Source organism: Desertihabitans aurantiacus (assembly GCF_003344635.1).
In the GTDB taxonomy this organism is placed as follows: Bacteria; Actinomycetota; Actinomycetes; order Propionibacteriales; family Propionibacteriaceae; genus Desertihabitans; species Desertihabitans aurantiacus.
In genome coordinates this window covers 1-14,242 of sequence record NZ_QPKK01000079.1, presented here as the reverse complement: position 1 = coordinate 14,242, position 14,242 = coordinate 1, and the positions used below count along the sequence as shown (strand labels likewise).

12 protein-coding genes are annotated in these 14,242 nt (G+C 74.6%); 4 read left to right on the top strand and 8 right to left on the bottom strand.

Features of this window, described 5'->3' with window-relative positions:
- Window positions 1–66 precede the first annotated feature (66 nt).
- Together DVA66_RS08555 and DVA66_RS08550 are read right to left on the bottom strand one after the other, a co-directional pair.
- Window positions 67–447, bottom strand: a complete 381-nt coding sequence (locus DVA66_RS08555; RefSeq protein ID WP_198671601.1) for a DUF4870 domain-containing protein — start codon at window positions 445–447, stop codon at window positions 67–69.
- A gap of 121 nt (window positions 448–568) precedes the next feature.
- Window positions 569–2,770, bottom strand: coding sequence for a RecQ family ATP-dependent DNA helicase (locus DVA66_RS08550; RefSeq protein WP_114559704.1), 2,202 nt, complete (start codon window positions 2,768–2,770; stop codon window positions 569–571).
- Between the two features lie 135 nt (window positions 2,771–2,905).
- Here DVA66_RS08550 and DVA66_RS08545 point away from each other — a divergent pair, with 135 nt between their 5' ends.
- Window positions 2,906–4,324, top strand: a complete 1,419-nt coding sequence (locus DVA66_RS08545) for an APC family permease (protein ID WP_114559703.1) — start codon at window positions 2,906–2,908, stop codon at window positions 4,322–4,324.
- A 24-nt stretch (window positions 4,325–4,348) separates the two neighbouring features.
- Here the strand turns inward: DVA66_RS08545 and DVA66_RS08540 are convergent, their stop codons facing one another.
- A complete protein-coding gene (locus tag DVA66_RS08540; RefSeq protein WP_332872863.1) occupies window positions 4,349–4,954 on the bottom strand; it encodes a LysE/ArgO family amino acid transporter in 606 nt (201 codons plus the stop codon).
- Window positions 4,955–5,040: 86 nt separating this feature from the next.
- Between DVA66_RS08540 and DVA66_RS08535 the strand changes: the two genes are divergently transcribed.
- Window positions 5,041–5,937, top strand: a complete 897-nt coding sequence (locus DVA66_RS08535; protein ID WP_114559701.1) for a LysR family transcriptional regulator ArgP — start codon at window positions 5,041–5,043, stop codon at window positions 5,935–5,937.
- Window positions 5,938–5,950: 13 nt separating this feature from the next.
- Here the strand turns inward: DVA66_RS08535 and DVA66_RS08530 are convergent, their stop codons facing one another.
- On the bottom strand, window positions 5,951–6,505 hold the full coding sequence (locus DVA66_RS08530; RefSeq protein ID WP_198671600.1) for a GNAT family N-acetyltransferase: 555 nt from the start codon (window positions 6,503–6,505) through the stop codon (window positions 5,951–5,953).
- A 94-nt stretch (window positions 6,506–6,599) separates the two neighbouring features.
- On the opposite strand from DVA66_RS08530, the gene DVA66_RS08525 reads away from it, so the two are divergent.
- Window positions 6,600–8,048, top strand: coding sequence for an NAD-dependent succinate-semialdehyde dehydrogenase (locus DVA66_RS08525; RefSeq protein WP_114559699.1), 1,449 nt, complete (start codon window positions 6,600–6,602; stop codon window positions 8,046–8,048).
- On the opposite strand, the gene DVA66_RS08520 is transcribed toward DVA66_RS08525, so the two are convergent.
- Entirely contained in the window at window positions 8,027–9,058 is a 1,032-nt protein-coding gene (locus tag DVA66_RS08520) for an alcohol dehydrogenase catalytic domain-containing protein (RefSeq protein WP_114559698.1), read from the bottom strand. The two genes, DVA66_RS08525 and DVA66_RS08520, sit on opposite strands and share 22 nt — an antisense overlap.
- Window positions 9,059–9,153: 95 nt before the next feature.
- On the opposite strand from DVA66_RS08520, the gene tenA reads away from it, so the two are divergent.
- Window positions 9,154–9,813: a thiaminase II gene (gene tenA, locus DVA66_RS08515; RefSeq protein ID WP_114559697.1), complete on the top strand. Its 660-nt coding sequence runs from the start codon at window positions 9,154–9,156 to the stop codon at window positions 9,811–9,813.
- Window positions 9,814–9,823: 10 nt separating this feature from the next.
- Here the strand turns inward: tenA and DVA66_RS08510 are convergent, their stop codons facing one another.
- From DVA66_RS08510 to DVA66_RS08500, 3 genes are all read right to left on the bottom strand, one after another.
- Window positions 9,824–10,519 carry an ANTAR domain-containing protein gene (locus DVA66_RS08510; RefSeq protein ID WP_114559696.1) on the bottom strand — a complete coding sequence of 232 codons (696 nt, stop codon included), beginning with the start codon at window positions 10,517–10,519 and terminating at the stop codon, window positions 9,824–9,826.
- 293 nt (window positions 10,520–10,812) lie between these two features.
- Entirely contained in the window at window positions 10,813–11,928 is a 1,116-nt protein-coding gene (locus DVA66_RS08505; protein WP_114559695.1) for a glucose-1-phosphate adenylyltransferase family protein, read from the bottom strand.
- Window positions 11,925–14,126 carry a GMC oxidoreductase gene (locus DVA66_RS08500; RefSeq protein WP_114559694.1) on the bottom strand — a complete coding sequence of 734 codons (2,202 nt, stop codon included), beginning with the start codon at window positions 14,124–14,126 and terminating at the stop codon, window positions 11,925–11,927. The genes DVA66_RS08505 and DVA66_RS08500 overlap by 4 nt, the downstream gene beginning before the upstream one ends.
- Window positions 14,127–14,242 lie beyond the last annotated feature (116 nt).

The following is a 14,242-nucleotide window of genomic DNA, read 5'->3' as shown; positions in this document are numbered from 1 at the left end:
GCACGACCCGCCCGCACCGGTCACCGGTGCGGGCGGGTCGTCGAGGCGCGCGGCGTGGCGCCGGGATCAGTGCAGGATCTTGATCTGCGCCGGGTAGGTGTAGAGCACCCCGCGGCTGGCGCGGACCGCGCCGAGCACGTGGCAGACCACGGTCATCAGCCCGGCGACCACCCACAGGATCACCGCGAGCGGGAAGAGCACCACGGTGATCGCGCAGACCCAGGCCACCACGTTGATGATCCAGGCCCAGATGTTGAAGTTGAACGACCCGGCGGCCGACAGCCGGACGAACGGGCTGCGGCCGCGGAACAGCAGCCACACCACCAGCGGCCCGACGAAGCTCAGCCAGCCGGCGCTGATGATCATCGCCACGATGGTGGACAGGTGGGCGGCGATCGCGAGCGTGCGCTCGTCGCCGTCCACACGGGTGCGGTAGGGGGTACTCACGGGGACTCCTTCGACTCGGACACCTCCAGTGAACCGCCTGCGAGGCACTGTTCGGTGCGTCCCTGGGGCATCGTCAGGGTCGGGCGGACGTCGGTTCGGGGACGACCCCCGCGCCCCAGGCTCAGCCGACCAGGGCGAGCGCGAACGGCAGCACGGCCGGCGCCCCGTGGCGGCGCAGCAGCCGGGCGCAGGCGGTGAGCGTCCAGCGGGAGTCGCAGAGGTCGTCGACCAGCAGCACCGGCCCGTCCAGCTCGGCCAGCCGGGACGCCAGCGCGTCGTCGACGGCGAACCGCTGCAGCACCTCCGCCGCGCGGTAGGCGCTGTTGCCGCCGCGGCCGGTCACCGGCTCGCCGTGCGGCTCCAGGGTGCCCAGCAGCGGCAGCCGTCCCAGGCTCGACAGCCCCTCGGCGAGGGAGGCGACCAGCCGCGGCCGCGACGTCGACCCCACCGCGACCACCGCCACCGGACGCTGCGCCCAGTCCCAGTCGCGCAGCACCTGCACGCAGGCCGAGGCGAGCACGGGCGGCACCTCGGCGTCGACCGGGCGGCCGTCGGCGTCGGTGGTGAACAGCTCGCGCAGCGGCTGGCCCCAGCCCAGGTCGGTCAGCCGGGCCACCGCGCGGCCCCGCTCGGCCAGCTCCCCGGCCGGGATCTTCCCCGACAGGTCGAGCCCCAGCCGCCCCAGCCCGGTGGGCCACTGCGCCCGCGGCTCGATCGGGACCCCGACCCGCTCCAGTCCGCTGCCGGCGCGCTCGGCCCAGTCGGTCGGGACGTCGGTGGCGTACCACGGCGGCTCCCCGGCCGCGCGCAGGCAGCTGTCGCAGCGCCCGCACGGGGCGGCGTCGGGGTCGTCGAGCTGGTTGACCAGGAACTGCATCCGGCAGCCGTCGGTGGTGAGGTACTCCCGCATCGCCTGCTGCTCGGCCTCCCGGGCGCGGGCGATCCGGTCGTAGCGCTCCTCGTCGTAGGTCCAGCCGCGTCCGGTGCTGACCCAGCCGCCGCGGACGTTCTCGACCGCGCCGTCGACCGAGAGCACCTTGAGCAGCAGCTCCAGCGGGGTGCGGCGCAGGTCGACCCGGGCCTCCAGCGCCGGCACCGACAGCGGGCCGCCGGCGTCTCCCAGGGCGGCCAGCACGGCGTCGGCGCGGGCCCGCGAGGGCATGCTGGCGGTGGCGAAGTGCCGCCAGATGTCGGCGTCCTCGGGCCCGGGCAGCAGCAGCACGTCGGCCCGCTCGGTGGCCCGTCCGGCCCGTCCGACCTGCTGGTAGTAGGCCACCGGCGAGGACGGGGCGCCCAGGTGCACGACGAACCCGAGGTCGGGCTTGTCGAAGCCCATGCCCAGCGCGCTGGTGGCGACCAGCGCCTTGACCTCGTTGGCCTTCAGCGCGGCCTCGGCCTGCTCCCGCTCGGCGGCGTCGGTGCGTCCGGTGTAGGCGAGCACCCCGTGCCCCGCCTCGGCCAGCAGGCGGGCGGTGTCCTCGGCGGCGGAGACGGTGAGGGTGTAGATGATCCCGCTGCCGGGCAGCGCGTCGAGGTGGGTGAGCAGCCAGCCGAGCCGCTGCTTGGCCGACTGCAGCCGCAGCACACCCAGGCGCAGCGAGTCGCGGGCCAGCGGGCCGCGCAGGGTGAAGACCTCCCCCTCTGCGCCTCCGCCGCCGGCCCCGTCGCGCGGGGCGAGCTGCTCGGTGACGTCGGCGATCACCCGCTCGTTGGCCGTCGCCGTGGTGGCCAGCACCGGCGTCCCGACCGGCAGGGTGGCGATCACCGCGGCCAGCCGCCGGTAGTCGGGCCGGAAGTCGTGGCCCCAGTCGGAGATGCAGTGCGCCTCGTCGACCACCAGCAGACCGAGCCGCTCCAGCAGCGTGGGCAGCACGGTCTCGCGGAAGCGCGGGTTGGTCAGCCGCTCCGGGGAGATCAGCAGCACGTCGACCGCGTCGGCGCGCAGCTGCTGCTCCACCTCGTCCCACTCGGTCTGGTTGGCCGAGTTGATCGCCACCGCCCGGACCCCCGCCCGCGCGGCGGCTGCGATCTGGTCGCGCATCAGCGCCAGCAGCGGCGAGACGATGACGCTCGGTCCGCTGCCCCGGCGGCGCAGCAGCATGCTGGCCACGAAGTAGACCGCCGACTTGCCCCAACCAGTGCGCTGGACCACCAGCGTCCGGCGGCGGTCGGCGACCAGGGCCGCGACCGCCTCGAGCTGGCCGGGGTGGAAGTCGACCGCGCCGGGCCGGCCGTCGCGGGCGGTCAGCTCGCGCAGGCAGGCGAGCGCCTCCTCCCGCAGCTCGTCGGCGGCGGGCACGGCAGGGGCGGTGGTGGGGCTCATGGTCCCGAGTATGGCGAGTGGCACCGTCGGGCCGCGCCGTCCGGGCGGGGTCGTCCACAGCGAGCCTCTGGTCAGTGCCCCCGCACCTGTGCTCGACTGAGTGCCACGGCCCGGCGACGGCGAGGAGGCGCGACGATGGCAGACGTGGAGGAGCGGGAGGCGAGGAGCGCCTCCAGCGAGCAGCCCACCGAGCTCAGGCGGGTGATCGGCCCGGGCCTGCTGCTGCTCTTCATCGTCGGCGACATCCTCGGCACCGGCGTCTACTCCCTCACCGGCAAGGTCGCGGCCGAGGTCGGCGGCGCGGTCTGGCTGCCCTTCCTGTGTGCGTTCGTGGTGGCCTTCCTCACCGCGTTCAGCTACCTCGAGCTGGTGACCAAGTACCCCCGGGCCGGCGGCGCGGCGATGTACACCCACCGGGCGTTCAAGATCCAGTTCCTCACCTTCCTCGTGACCTTCGCGGTGATGTGCTCGGGGCTGACCTCCGCCTCCAGCGCCGCCCAGTCCTTCGCCGGCAACCTCTTCGCCGCGGTCGGCGTCGACGAGCCGACCGAGCTGCTGCTGCTGGCCGGCGCGCTCGGCTTCATGACCCTGGTCGCGCTGGTCAACCTGCGCGGCGTGGGTGAGAGCGTGAAGGCGAACGTGGTGCTCACCTGCATCGAGCTGAGCGGTCTGCTCATCGTCATCGGCGTCGGGGCGTGGGCGCTGGTGCGCGGGCTGGGCGAGACGTCCCGGCTGACCGAGTTCAACGTGCCCGAGGGCGAGACCCCCTTCGGCGCCGTCACCGCCGCCACCGCGCTCGCCTTCTTCGCCATGGTCGGCTTCGAGGACTCGGTCAACATGGCCGAGGAGACGAAGAACCCCAGCAAGATCTTCCCGAAGTTCATGGTGATCGGGCTCTGCGTCACCGGCGTCATCTACGTGCTGGTGGCGATCTCCTCGGTCGCCCTGGTCAGCCCGGGCGAGCTCGGCGAGGGCTCCACGCCGCTGCTCAAGGTGGTGCAGGCTGGAGCGCCCGGCTTCCCGATCGCCGTCTTCGCCTGGATCTCGATGTTCGCCGTCGCCAACTCCGCCCTCATCAACATGCTGATGGCCAGCCGGCTGCTCTACGGCATGGCGCGCGAGGACGTCCTGCCGCGGTCGCTGAGCCGGCTGCTCCCGGGCCGGCGGACGCCCGTGGTCGCCATCATCTTCACCACCCTGCTGGCCTTCGCCCTGGTCTCGCTGGCCGACCTCACCGCCCTCGGCGGCACCACCTCGTTGCTGCTGCTGTGCGTGTTCACCGTCGTCAACATCGCGGTCCTGGTGCTCAAGCGCGACCGGGTGGAGCACCAGCACTTCACCACCCCGGCCCTGATCCCGGTGGTCGGCGCGGTGCTGTGCGCCTACCTCGCCAGCCCGCTCTCGGGACGGGCCACCGACGACTACGAGGTGGCCGGCTGGCTGATGCTGGCCGGTGTGGTGCTGGGGGCGATCACGCTGCTGGTCAACCGCTACCTGCTGCACCGGCGGGCCCGGATCGGCACCGCCAACATCGACCCGCGCACCCCGCGCTGAGCGGGGCCGTCCGGCCGGTGGCCGTCAGGCCAGGACCAGGCTGACCGCCAGCACGGCCATGGTGAGCGCCACCACCACGTCGATCCCCCGCCACACCGCCGGACGCGCCAGCAGCGGCGCGAACCGGTGCGCCCCCGCGCCGAGCAGGGTGAACCAGATCACGCTGGCCGTCACCGAGCCGGCGACGAACCACCAGCGGTCGGGGCCGTGGGCGTGGGCCAGGGTGCCGAGCAGGACGACGGTGTCGAGGTAGACGTGCGGGTTGAGGAAGGTCAGCGCCGCCGCGGTGAGCAGCGCACCGCGCCGGGTGGTGCGCCGGTCCGAGGCCGCCCGCAGCGCGGCCGTCGGACGCAGCGCCCGGCGCAGCGCGATCCCGGCGTAGACCAGCAGGAAGGCCGCCCCGCCCCACCGGGTCACCTCGACCAGCCAGGGGAACCGCTCCAGCACGGCGCCGAAGCCGGCCGCCCCGGCGCTCATCAGCAGCACGTCGGCGGCGATGCAGAGCAGCACGACCTCCGCCACGTGCTCGCGGCGAAGCCCCTGACGGAGCACGTAGGCGTTCTGGGCACCGATGGCGACGATGAGCGCGGCGCCGCTGGCGAAGCCGGTGAGCAGGACGGGGAGGATCACGGCACCGACGCTAGGCGCGGGATGTGCTGCAGTCCAACGCAACTTCCTGATGCTCGTGAAGCAGCGCTTCATCTAGGGTCGCGAGCATGGACCTCGACCTCGCCGGTGTCACCACCCTGGTCGCCGTGGTGCGCACGGGCAGCTTCGAGGCTGCCGCCCGCGAGCTGCGGCTGACCCCGTCGGCGGTCAGCCAGCGCGTGCGCGGCCTGGAGACCCGGGTCGGACGGGTGCTGCTGCGCCGGACCCGTCCGGTGGTGGCGACCGAGGCCGGCGAGGTGCTGCTGCGGCTGGGCGGGCAGCTGGAGCTGCTGGTCGACGAGGCGGTCGAGGAGCTGCGGGTCGAGGCGGCGCCGGCCAGCCGTCCGCCGGTGCTGCCGGTCGCGGTCAACGCCGACTCGCTGGCCACCTGGCTGCTGCCCGTGCTGGCCGAGCTGCACGCAGACCAGGGCGTCACCTTCGAGCTGCTCCGCGACGACGAGCACCACTCCGCCGAGCTGCTGCGCCAGGGCCGGGTGCTGGGTGCCGTGACCGCCGACCCGGTGCCCGTGCAGGGCTGCCGGTCGGTGCCGCTGGGGGTGCTGCGCTACCGAGCGCTGGCCGCGCCGTCGTGGGTGGCGCGCTGGGGGGCGCCGCCGCGGCAGGTCGAGCACGCCCCCCTGGTGGTCTTCGACCCGCGGGACACGCTGCAGCACCGGGTGCTGGCCCACCGCGGACACCCCCACGCGCAGCCACCGACCACCAGCGTCCCCTCCTCGTGGGACTTCGACCGGGCCGTCCGGATGGGGCTGGGCTGGGGCATGCTCCCCGAACCCGGCCTCGGCGACGCGGTCGAGCGCGGCGAGCTGGTGCCGCTGTGGGACGACGGCGAGCTCGACGTCGCGCTCTGGTGGCAGCACTGGCGCCTGGACTCCCCCCTGCTGCGCACCCTCACGGAGGCCGTCCAGCGTGGCGCCGCCGCCGTCCTCCACCCGCCGCGCCCCTGACGGCGGGGAGCGGTCAGGCGGGGGGCAGGTCGGCGGGGAGGAGGCTGAAGAGGAGGCTGTCGCGGCGGCCGCCCTGGAAGCGGAGGTGGGAGCGCAAGAGGCCCTCCTGCTGGAAGCCGCAGCGGGTGGCGACCTTCTGGGAGGCGAGGTTGTCCGGGCCGCAGGTCAGCTCCAGCCGGGCCAGCCCGAGCTCGGTGAGCGCCCACCGGGTCAGCAGCCGGACGGCCCGTACGGCGGCACCGCGCCCTCGGGCGGCCGGGGCCAGCCAGTAGCCGACGCCGGCCCGGCCCTGGTCAGGGTCGATCCCGGACAGCGAGACCTCGCCGAGCACCGCGGACGGGTCGTCGGCCGCGACGACGGCCAGGTGCAGCCCGCGCCCCTCCAGGCGGGCCCGCTCGACCGATGCGATCCGGTCGAGCACCTCCGCCCGCCGGGTGGGGGCCCAGTCGGAGAACCGGACGAACACCGGGTCACCGAAGGCGGCCAGCTGCGCGTCGGCGTCCTCGGGCCGCCAGGGGCGCAGCCGGACCACCTCGTCGGCCAGGGCGGGGACGGTCAGGGTCGGCACGCTCCCACCGTAGGCCCGGCACCGCCCGCCGGGCCGGTGTGCACCTGCGGCAGAGTGGGAGGAGTCCGTGCGCACGAGGAACGAGGAGACCACGATGACCCAGCTGCCCCTGGACGTGCCGACCGACCTCTTCATCGGGGGTGAGTGGCGGGCCGCCTCCGGCGGCGACCGGATCGACGTCACCGACCCCGCCGACGACAGCCTCCTGGCGCGGATCGCCGACGCCACCGCCGAGGACGCCACCGCAGCCCTGGACGCCGCCGTCGCAGCCAAGCAGGAGTGGGCCGAGACGGCGCCGCGGACCCGCTCGGACCTGCTGCGGGCCACCTTCGAGGCGGTGATGGACTCCGCCGACGAGCTGGCCCTGCTGATGACGCTGGAGATGGGCAAGCCGCTGGCCGAGTCGAAGGCTGAGGTCACCTACGGGGCGGAGTTCCTGCGCTGGTTCAGCGAGGAGGCCGCCCGGGTGGGCGGACGGCACGGGGTGCGGCCCGAGGGCGGCGCCGACATGGTGGTGCGCCCCTACCCGGTGGGCCCCTGCCTGCTGATCACGCCGTGGAACTTCCCGCTGGCGATGGCCACCCGCAAGCTCGGGCCCGCGCTGGCCGCCGGCTGTACCGTCGTCATCAAACCCGCCACCCTGACCCCGCTGACCACGCTGGCGGTGGTGGCGATGATGGAGCGAGCCGGGCTGCCGGCCGGGGTGGTCAACGTCCTCACCAGCTCCAGCGCCTCGAAGGTCTCCAAGCCGCTGATGGCCGACCCCCGGCTGCGCAAGGTCAGCTTCACCGGCTCCACCGAGGTGGGACGCATCCTGCTCGAGCAGGCCGCCCCCAAGGTGCTCCGGACGTCGATGGAGCTCGGCGGCAACGCCCCGTTCCTCGTCTTCGACGACGCCGACCTCGACACCACGGTGACCGCCGCCATGCAGGCCAAGTTCCGCAACGTCGGGCAGGCCTGCACCGCGGCCAACCGGTTCCTGGTGCAGCGCGGCATCGCCGAGGAGCTCACCGCCCGGCTGAAGGACGCCGTCGACGAGCTGGTGGTGGGACGCGGCACCGACGAGGGCGTCACCATCGGCCCACTGGTCGACGACGACACCGTCGCCAAGTGCGTCGAGCTGACCGAGGACGCCGTCTCCCGCGGGGCGAAGGTGCTCTGCGGCGGGGAGGCGGTCGACGGCCCCGGCCACTTCATGCAGCCGACCCTGCTCAGCGACGTCCCGCCGGACGCCCGCATCTGCGCGGAGGAGGTCTTCGGCCCGGTGCTGCCGATCACCGTCTTCGACACCGAGGAGGAGGCGATCGCGATGGCCAACGACACCGAGTTCGGCCTGACCTCCTACCTGTGCACCTCCGACATGGTGCGGGCCCGGCGGGTGACCGACGCGCTGGAGGTCGGCATGGTCGGGATCAACATCGGGGTGCTGTCGAACGCGGCGGCCCCGTTCGGCGGGGTGAAGCAGTCCGGGCTGGGCCGGGAGGGTGGCGTCGAGGGGATCGCGGAGTACCAGGCGCTGCGCTACACCCTCACCCCGCTCTGAGGCTCGATCACCACCTTGCCGGTGCGCCCGGCGGCGGCCTCGGCGTAGGCGGTGCCGGCCTCGGCCAGCCCGTAGCGGCCGGTGACGACGACCTCGGGGTGCAGGTCCCACTCGACCAGGCGTTCCAGCAGCTCGGCCATCCGCGGCAGGCTGGTCACCCAGGAGCCGTGCACGGTCAGCGACGGGTGGATGACCACCGCCGAGACGTCCTCGACGGCCAGGCTCGCGCCCTCGCCGACCAGCACGCAGCGGCCCCAGCGGCCGAGCGAGGTCAGCGCCGTGAGCTGGGCCGCGCCGTTGCCCGAGGCGTCCACCGCCACGGTGAACGGCGTCCCCGGCACCGGCGTCCCCGGCTCGTGCACGTCGGTGACGGCGCCGATCGAGAGAGCGAACGCGCGCCGCTCGGCCACCGGGTCGCTGCCGACCACGGTGGTCGCCCCCAGCCGGCGGGCCAGCAGCCCGGCGGCCAGCCCCACCGGGCCGAGCCCGGTCACCAGCACCCGGTCCCGGCCCGACACCTGCGCCCGCACCACCGCCTCGTAGGCGGTGCCGAACCCGCAGGCCACGCACGCCCCGTCCACGAACGAGAGCGCGTCGGGCAGCACCACCAGGTCGCGCTCCTCGGCCAGCAGGTACTCGGCGTGCCCGCCGTCGCGCTGCCAGCCGTAGGCCGCCCGGCGCGGCGAGGTGCAGGCGATCTGGTAGCCCTCGCGGCACTCGGCGCACAGCCCGCAGCCGGAGATGTGGTAGACGACCACCCGGTCCCCGACCGCCCGCTCGGCCACCCCCGGACCGGTCTCCACGACGACCCCGCACGGCTCGTGCCCACCGACGACGCCCTGGTAGGCCTCCGCCCCGGTGCCCAGGTGCTCGCGGTAGATCGCCCGGATGTCGGAGCCGCAGATCGTCGAGGCCCGAACCTGCACCAGCACCTGCCCGTGCCCGGGCTCCGGACGCTGCACCTCCCGCAGCTCCACCGTGCTGTCCCCGGGTAGGAACGCAGCCTGCATCGCCTGGCCTCCTCGTCGGCTCCGACGGGGCGAGCGCCCCTGGTCGTGGCCGACGATCTCACGCCGCCGGTCGGGGTGCCGCTAGCCTCCGGCCCGTGAGCACCCTCTCCCAGCGTCTGTGGGACGCCGCCCTGCCGACCTACCAGCAGATCGCCGACCACCCCTTCCTGCTCGGGCTGGCCGACGGGTCGCTGCCGCGGGAGGCGTTCCGGTACTTCGTCGTCCAGGACAGCCACTACCTGCGGGCCTACTCCCGTTGCCTGGCCCTGCTCGGCGCGCGGTCGCCGCACGAGGAGCCGGTGCGGATGTTCTCCCTGCACGCGGCGAACGCGGTGGACGTCGAGCGCGAGCTGCACGCGGCCCTGCTCGGCGACCTGGGCCTCTCCGAGGACGACGTCGAGCAGACCGGCGCGCTGCCGACCACCACGGCCTACACCTCCTACCTGACGGCGGTCTGCGCCACCGGCTCCTGGGCCGAGGGGGTCGCGGCGGTGCTGCCCTGCTACTGGGTCTACCGCGAGGTGGGCCGGACGCTGCTGGAGCGCTCCTCACCGGACCCGCTGTACGCCCGCTGGATCGACACCTACGGCTCGTCCGAGTTCGACGCGGTGGTCGACCAGGTGGTGGCGGTGACCGACCGGCTCGAGGTGTCGGCCGTTGAGGAGCAGCGCTGCCGCACCCACTTCACCACCACCACCCGGTACGAGTGGATGTTCTGGGACGCCGCCTGGCGCGGGCTGGTCTGGCCGGTCTGAGCGCGGCCTCTCAGCCGGCCTCCGCCTGGTCGAGCCGGTTCCCCGCGAGCACCTGCTCCACCTGGCGCCGGAGCTCCTGGTCGGGGTCGAGCTCGGTGACCTGGTCGACGAGCTGCCGGGCGACCTCGTGCAGCTCGAGGTTGCGGCTGCGGCAGAAGTAGCTGAGCAGCAGGAAGGCGCAGTCCTCGCTGAGGCCGAACGCGCTCATCGCGATCCCCTTGGCCTGCTCGACGACGTCGCGGTGCAGGGTCGCGTCGTGGACCGCCCGGCTGGCGAGATGACGCTCGCTGACGGTGAGGTCGACCAGCGTCCCGACCAGCGTGCAGCCCAGCCAGCTCGGCCGGTTCTCAGCGTCGGTGCTGTGGTCGGGGGCGATGGTCAGCACCATGGTGCGGACGCGTCCGCCGCGGGTGCGCAGCCGGAGCCGCAGACTGGTCGCGCCGGCGGGCGGCTCGCCCAGCAGCTCGCGGACCTGGGGCCGGTCGAGCGGGTCGACGTGGTGCAGCAGCACCTCGGTGGAGGGCACGAGGGAGCCCTCCCGCAGACCGAGCAGGGTGTAGAGCTCGCTCGACCACCACCAGCAGTCCTGGTCGAGGTTGGCGCGGAACTCCGCGGCCGGCAGCAGCTCGGCGTGGTCGTTGGCGGGAGGACGTGGCGCGTCCTCGGGAGGGGTCGGGGCGGGGCGGGAGAGGTGGTGGAGGGTCATCGGGAGCTCCTGCGGACGAGGAGTGGATCGGGGGCCTTGGCTCGACCCCGGAGAAGAGGCACGGGGCGGCCGGCACCGGAAGGTGCAGCCGCTCCGGGAAGACGTCGGACGGGGTGGGCGCCTGGAGGATGCGGCGCCGGTGTGGAGCACAGCGACGTCCGGCCCGGGGGCCCCTTTGCCGACGGGAACGGGTGAGCCGCTCTCTGACTCCCTCGGAGCATGTCACACCGACGCCGTCGACGACAGCCCCTGCCGGAGCCCGTCTCACGCCTCGACCGCCGCCGGCCGGCGGGTCAGGCCGGGCGGCCGTCCCGGCCCACCACGAGGACGTCCTCGTCGGCGATCCGGTCCTCGGTGACGTCGGCCCCGGCGTCGACCACAGCGTGCCGCACGGTGACGCCGGAGCGCACCACCGCGCCGTCGAGCAGCACGGTGTCCTCCACGACCGCCCCGGGCTCGACCACGCAGCGCTGGCCGACCACGCTGTCGCGCACCGTCCCCGACACCACGCTGCCGCCGGCGAGCAGGCTGCGTCGCAGGTCCGAGCCCTCCTCGACCCGGGCCGGCTGCGGGTTGGACACCGAGGTGAGCACCGGCCAGGCGGGGTCGTCGAGGTCGATCCCGCTGTCGGACAGCAGGTCGCGGTGGGCCTGGTGGTAGCGCTCGACCGTGCCGAGGTCGCGCCAGTAGCCCGGCAGCGGGTGGGCCGCCACCGGGTGGCGCTCGAGCAGGTGCGGCACGAGGCTGTCGCCGTAGTCCGCGAGGTCCGCACCGGCCTGCACCAGCTCCTCGATCGCGCCGAGCAGCACGTCGGTGTCGTAGAGGAAGAGCTCGGCGGCCACCACGTCGCTGGCCGGCTCCTCGGGTTTGTAGGCGAACCCGGTGACCATCCCGTCCGACACCTCCACCACGCCGTGGGAGGACGGGTCGTCGGCGCGGTCGGTGGTGACCATGGTGAGCGCCGCCCCGCGCTCGCGGTGCGTGTCGACGACGTCGCGGAGGTCGAGGGTGTAGAGGTGGTCGGCGGAGGCGACGAGCACCAGGTCGGGCCCGTCCTGCTCGATCAGCTGGGCCTGCCGGGCGATGGCGTCGGCGTTGCCCTCGGCGAAGCCCTCGCCGTCGGTGCCCTCGAACGGCGGCAGCACCACCAGCCCGCCGTGGGTGCGGTCCAGGTCCCAGGGCCGGCCGTTGCTGAGGTGGTCGTTGATCGAGTGCGGCAGGTACTGCTCGACGATCCACACGTCACGGATGTGGGAGTGCACGAGGTTGGACAGCACCACGTCGATGATCCGGTGGCTGCCACCCAGTGGCAGCGAGGGCTTGGCCCGGCGGTCGGTCAGCGGGCTCAGCCGTCCACCCCGGCCCCCGGCCAGCACCAGGGCGAGGACGCGCGGACGCTCGGCGCTCATCTGCCCACAGTAGTGCGGCGCGGTCGGGCCCGCCCGAGCCCGCTGTGCCGCCACGCCCCGCGCAGGAAGAAGATGACGAACCGCAGCCAGGCCGCCAGCCGCCGCGGACGGGTGAACCCGACGCCGCTGACGGAGGCCGCCAGCCGGATCACACCGGGCACCGGCATCACCGCGACGGTGCGCCGCGCGGACCGGTCGCCGGTGGCGGGGAGGACGACGTGCAGGGTGGTCAGGCCCCGCCAGACGGCCAGCGGGCCGCGTCCGCGCACGTGCTTGGTGGCCTCGAGGACGGGTGTCTGCGAGCCGGCCCCGGCCAGGCGGTAGCGCATCGCCTCCGGCCCGTCCTCGGGGAAGAGGCTGAGGGTGCCCTCGACCTCGGTCCGCCCCTCCGCCGTGGTCAGGGTGCCGCGCATCGTCACCGGGTGGTCGGGGTCGGTGAGGAAGGCGTCCGTGCTGCGCACCTCGCCGCGCAGGTCGAGGGCGACCGGGTGCTGGGCCCCGGGCCGCGACGCCATGTGCTCGGCGAGGACGACGCCGTCGCCGGCGGTCGCGGCCCGGCGCCGGGCCATGAACGCGAAGGCGCGGTCCTCCGGCATTGGGGTCGGACGCACCTGCGCCCACTCCGGCGCCCGCCACCCCGGCTGCCCGGTGAACCGGCGGACCAGCTGCTCCAGGGACCGCTCGGCGACCGCCGCGATGGTCGCCGAGGGGTTCACCCCGGTGGAGCCGGGCAGCACCGAGCCGTCGACGACGAACAGGCCCGGGTAGCCGTGCACCTCCCCGAGCGGGTCGACCACCCCCTCCGTGGCGTCCGCACCCACCGGGACCCCGCCGAGGGGGTGCACGGTGATGGTGCGGCGCAGCAGGCGCCAGGTGATGACCGAGCGCACCGGCGAGCCGAGTGCCCGGGTGATCACCGGCCCCACCCGCCGCATCGAGCGGTACAGGTGGGCCTGGGCCCGGTTCTGCCAGCCGAGGACGAGCCGGCCCCGGCGGTCGAGCGACAGCCGTCCCTCGGCGGCGTCGTGGCCCATCGACAGCAGGGCCAGGTTGCTCCGGGGGTCGGTCCGGCTCAGCCGCCGCCAGGCCAGGCGCAGCCGGCGCAGCGGCAGCAGCGCGTCGACGAGCTCGCCGAGCACCAGCGGGTAGGAGCCGTCCTGCACCTGGAACCAGACGGTGCGGTCACCCTCGGGCACGTCCAGCACCGTCGTGGTGGTGATGGCGGGCCCGCGGGTCAGGTCGCCGTGGACGCCGCGCAGGTTGGTCAGCGCCAGGAAGTCCCCGTTGCCGGAGAACCGCTCACCCAGCCGCGGGGACAGCCCGGGCAGGGTGGCGTCGACGTCGCGGGCCCGCAGCAGCAGCTCGGTGGTCGCCAGCGCGCCGGCCGCCAGGAAGACCCGGGTCGCGCGACGGTGCCGCACCGCCGAGGCGGGGTCGGCAGGGTCGCGGTAGCCGACCTCCCAGCCGCCGGGGACGGGTCGCAGCCCCACCACCTCCGCCCCGGTGACCGCCTCCGCGCCGTGCCGCTCGGCGACCGCCAGGTAGTTGTGGTCGAGGGTGTTCTTGGCCCCGTGGTTGCAGCCCACCACGCACTCGCCGACGAAGGTGCAGCCGCGCTGCGGCACGCCGTGGCGGTTGGCACGCCACCGCTCGGGGTCGCCGAAGGAGACGGCGAGGTTGGGCCGGACGGTGGCCTCGGGGATGTCGGTGCTGCGCATCAGCAGGTCGACCGCCCGGGTGCGGTCGGGGGGCAGCGCGGTGACCGGGTCGTCGGGCATCGGGGACACCTCGAGCATGTGGGCGGCCAGGTCGTAGTAGGGGTCGAGACCGCTGCGGCGCAGGTGCGCCGGCCAGGATGCCGGCAGCGACTGCTCGGCGGGCCGGGCGAAGACGTTGGCGTAGACCAGGGAGCCGCCGCCCCAACCGGCGGCCTGCACGCTCGCCATCCGCCGGAGCCAGCGGACGTCGAAGATCCCCTGCCCGTCCTGCCACAGCCAGCCGTCGGAGGGATCGGCCGAGCGGGGGAAGGAGCCGGGCGGCCAGCGCCTGCCCCGCTCCAGGACGACCACCGCGAGCCCCGCCTGGGCCAGCCGGGCCGCCGCCACCCCGCCGCCGAACCCGCTGCCGACGACGAGCGCGTCGACCCAGCCGTCCCCAGCCGGTCCGGGGGTGCCGGGCGCGGAGGCCGGACCGTTCATCGCTGCTCCTCGCGCCGCGGTGACTCCTGGCCGGAACGTAGCACCGCGCGGGCCAGCCGCCACCCGGGACGACCCCGGTCTGCACCCCGGAGCGCGCCCCGGGGACGACGAAGGCC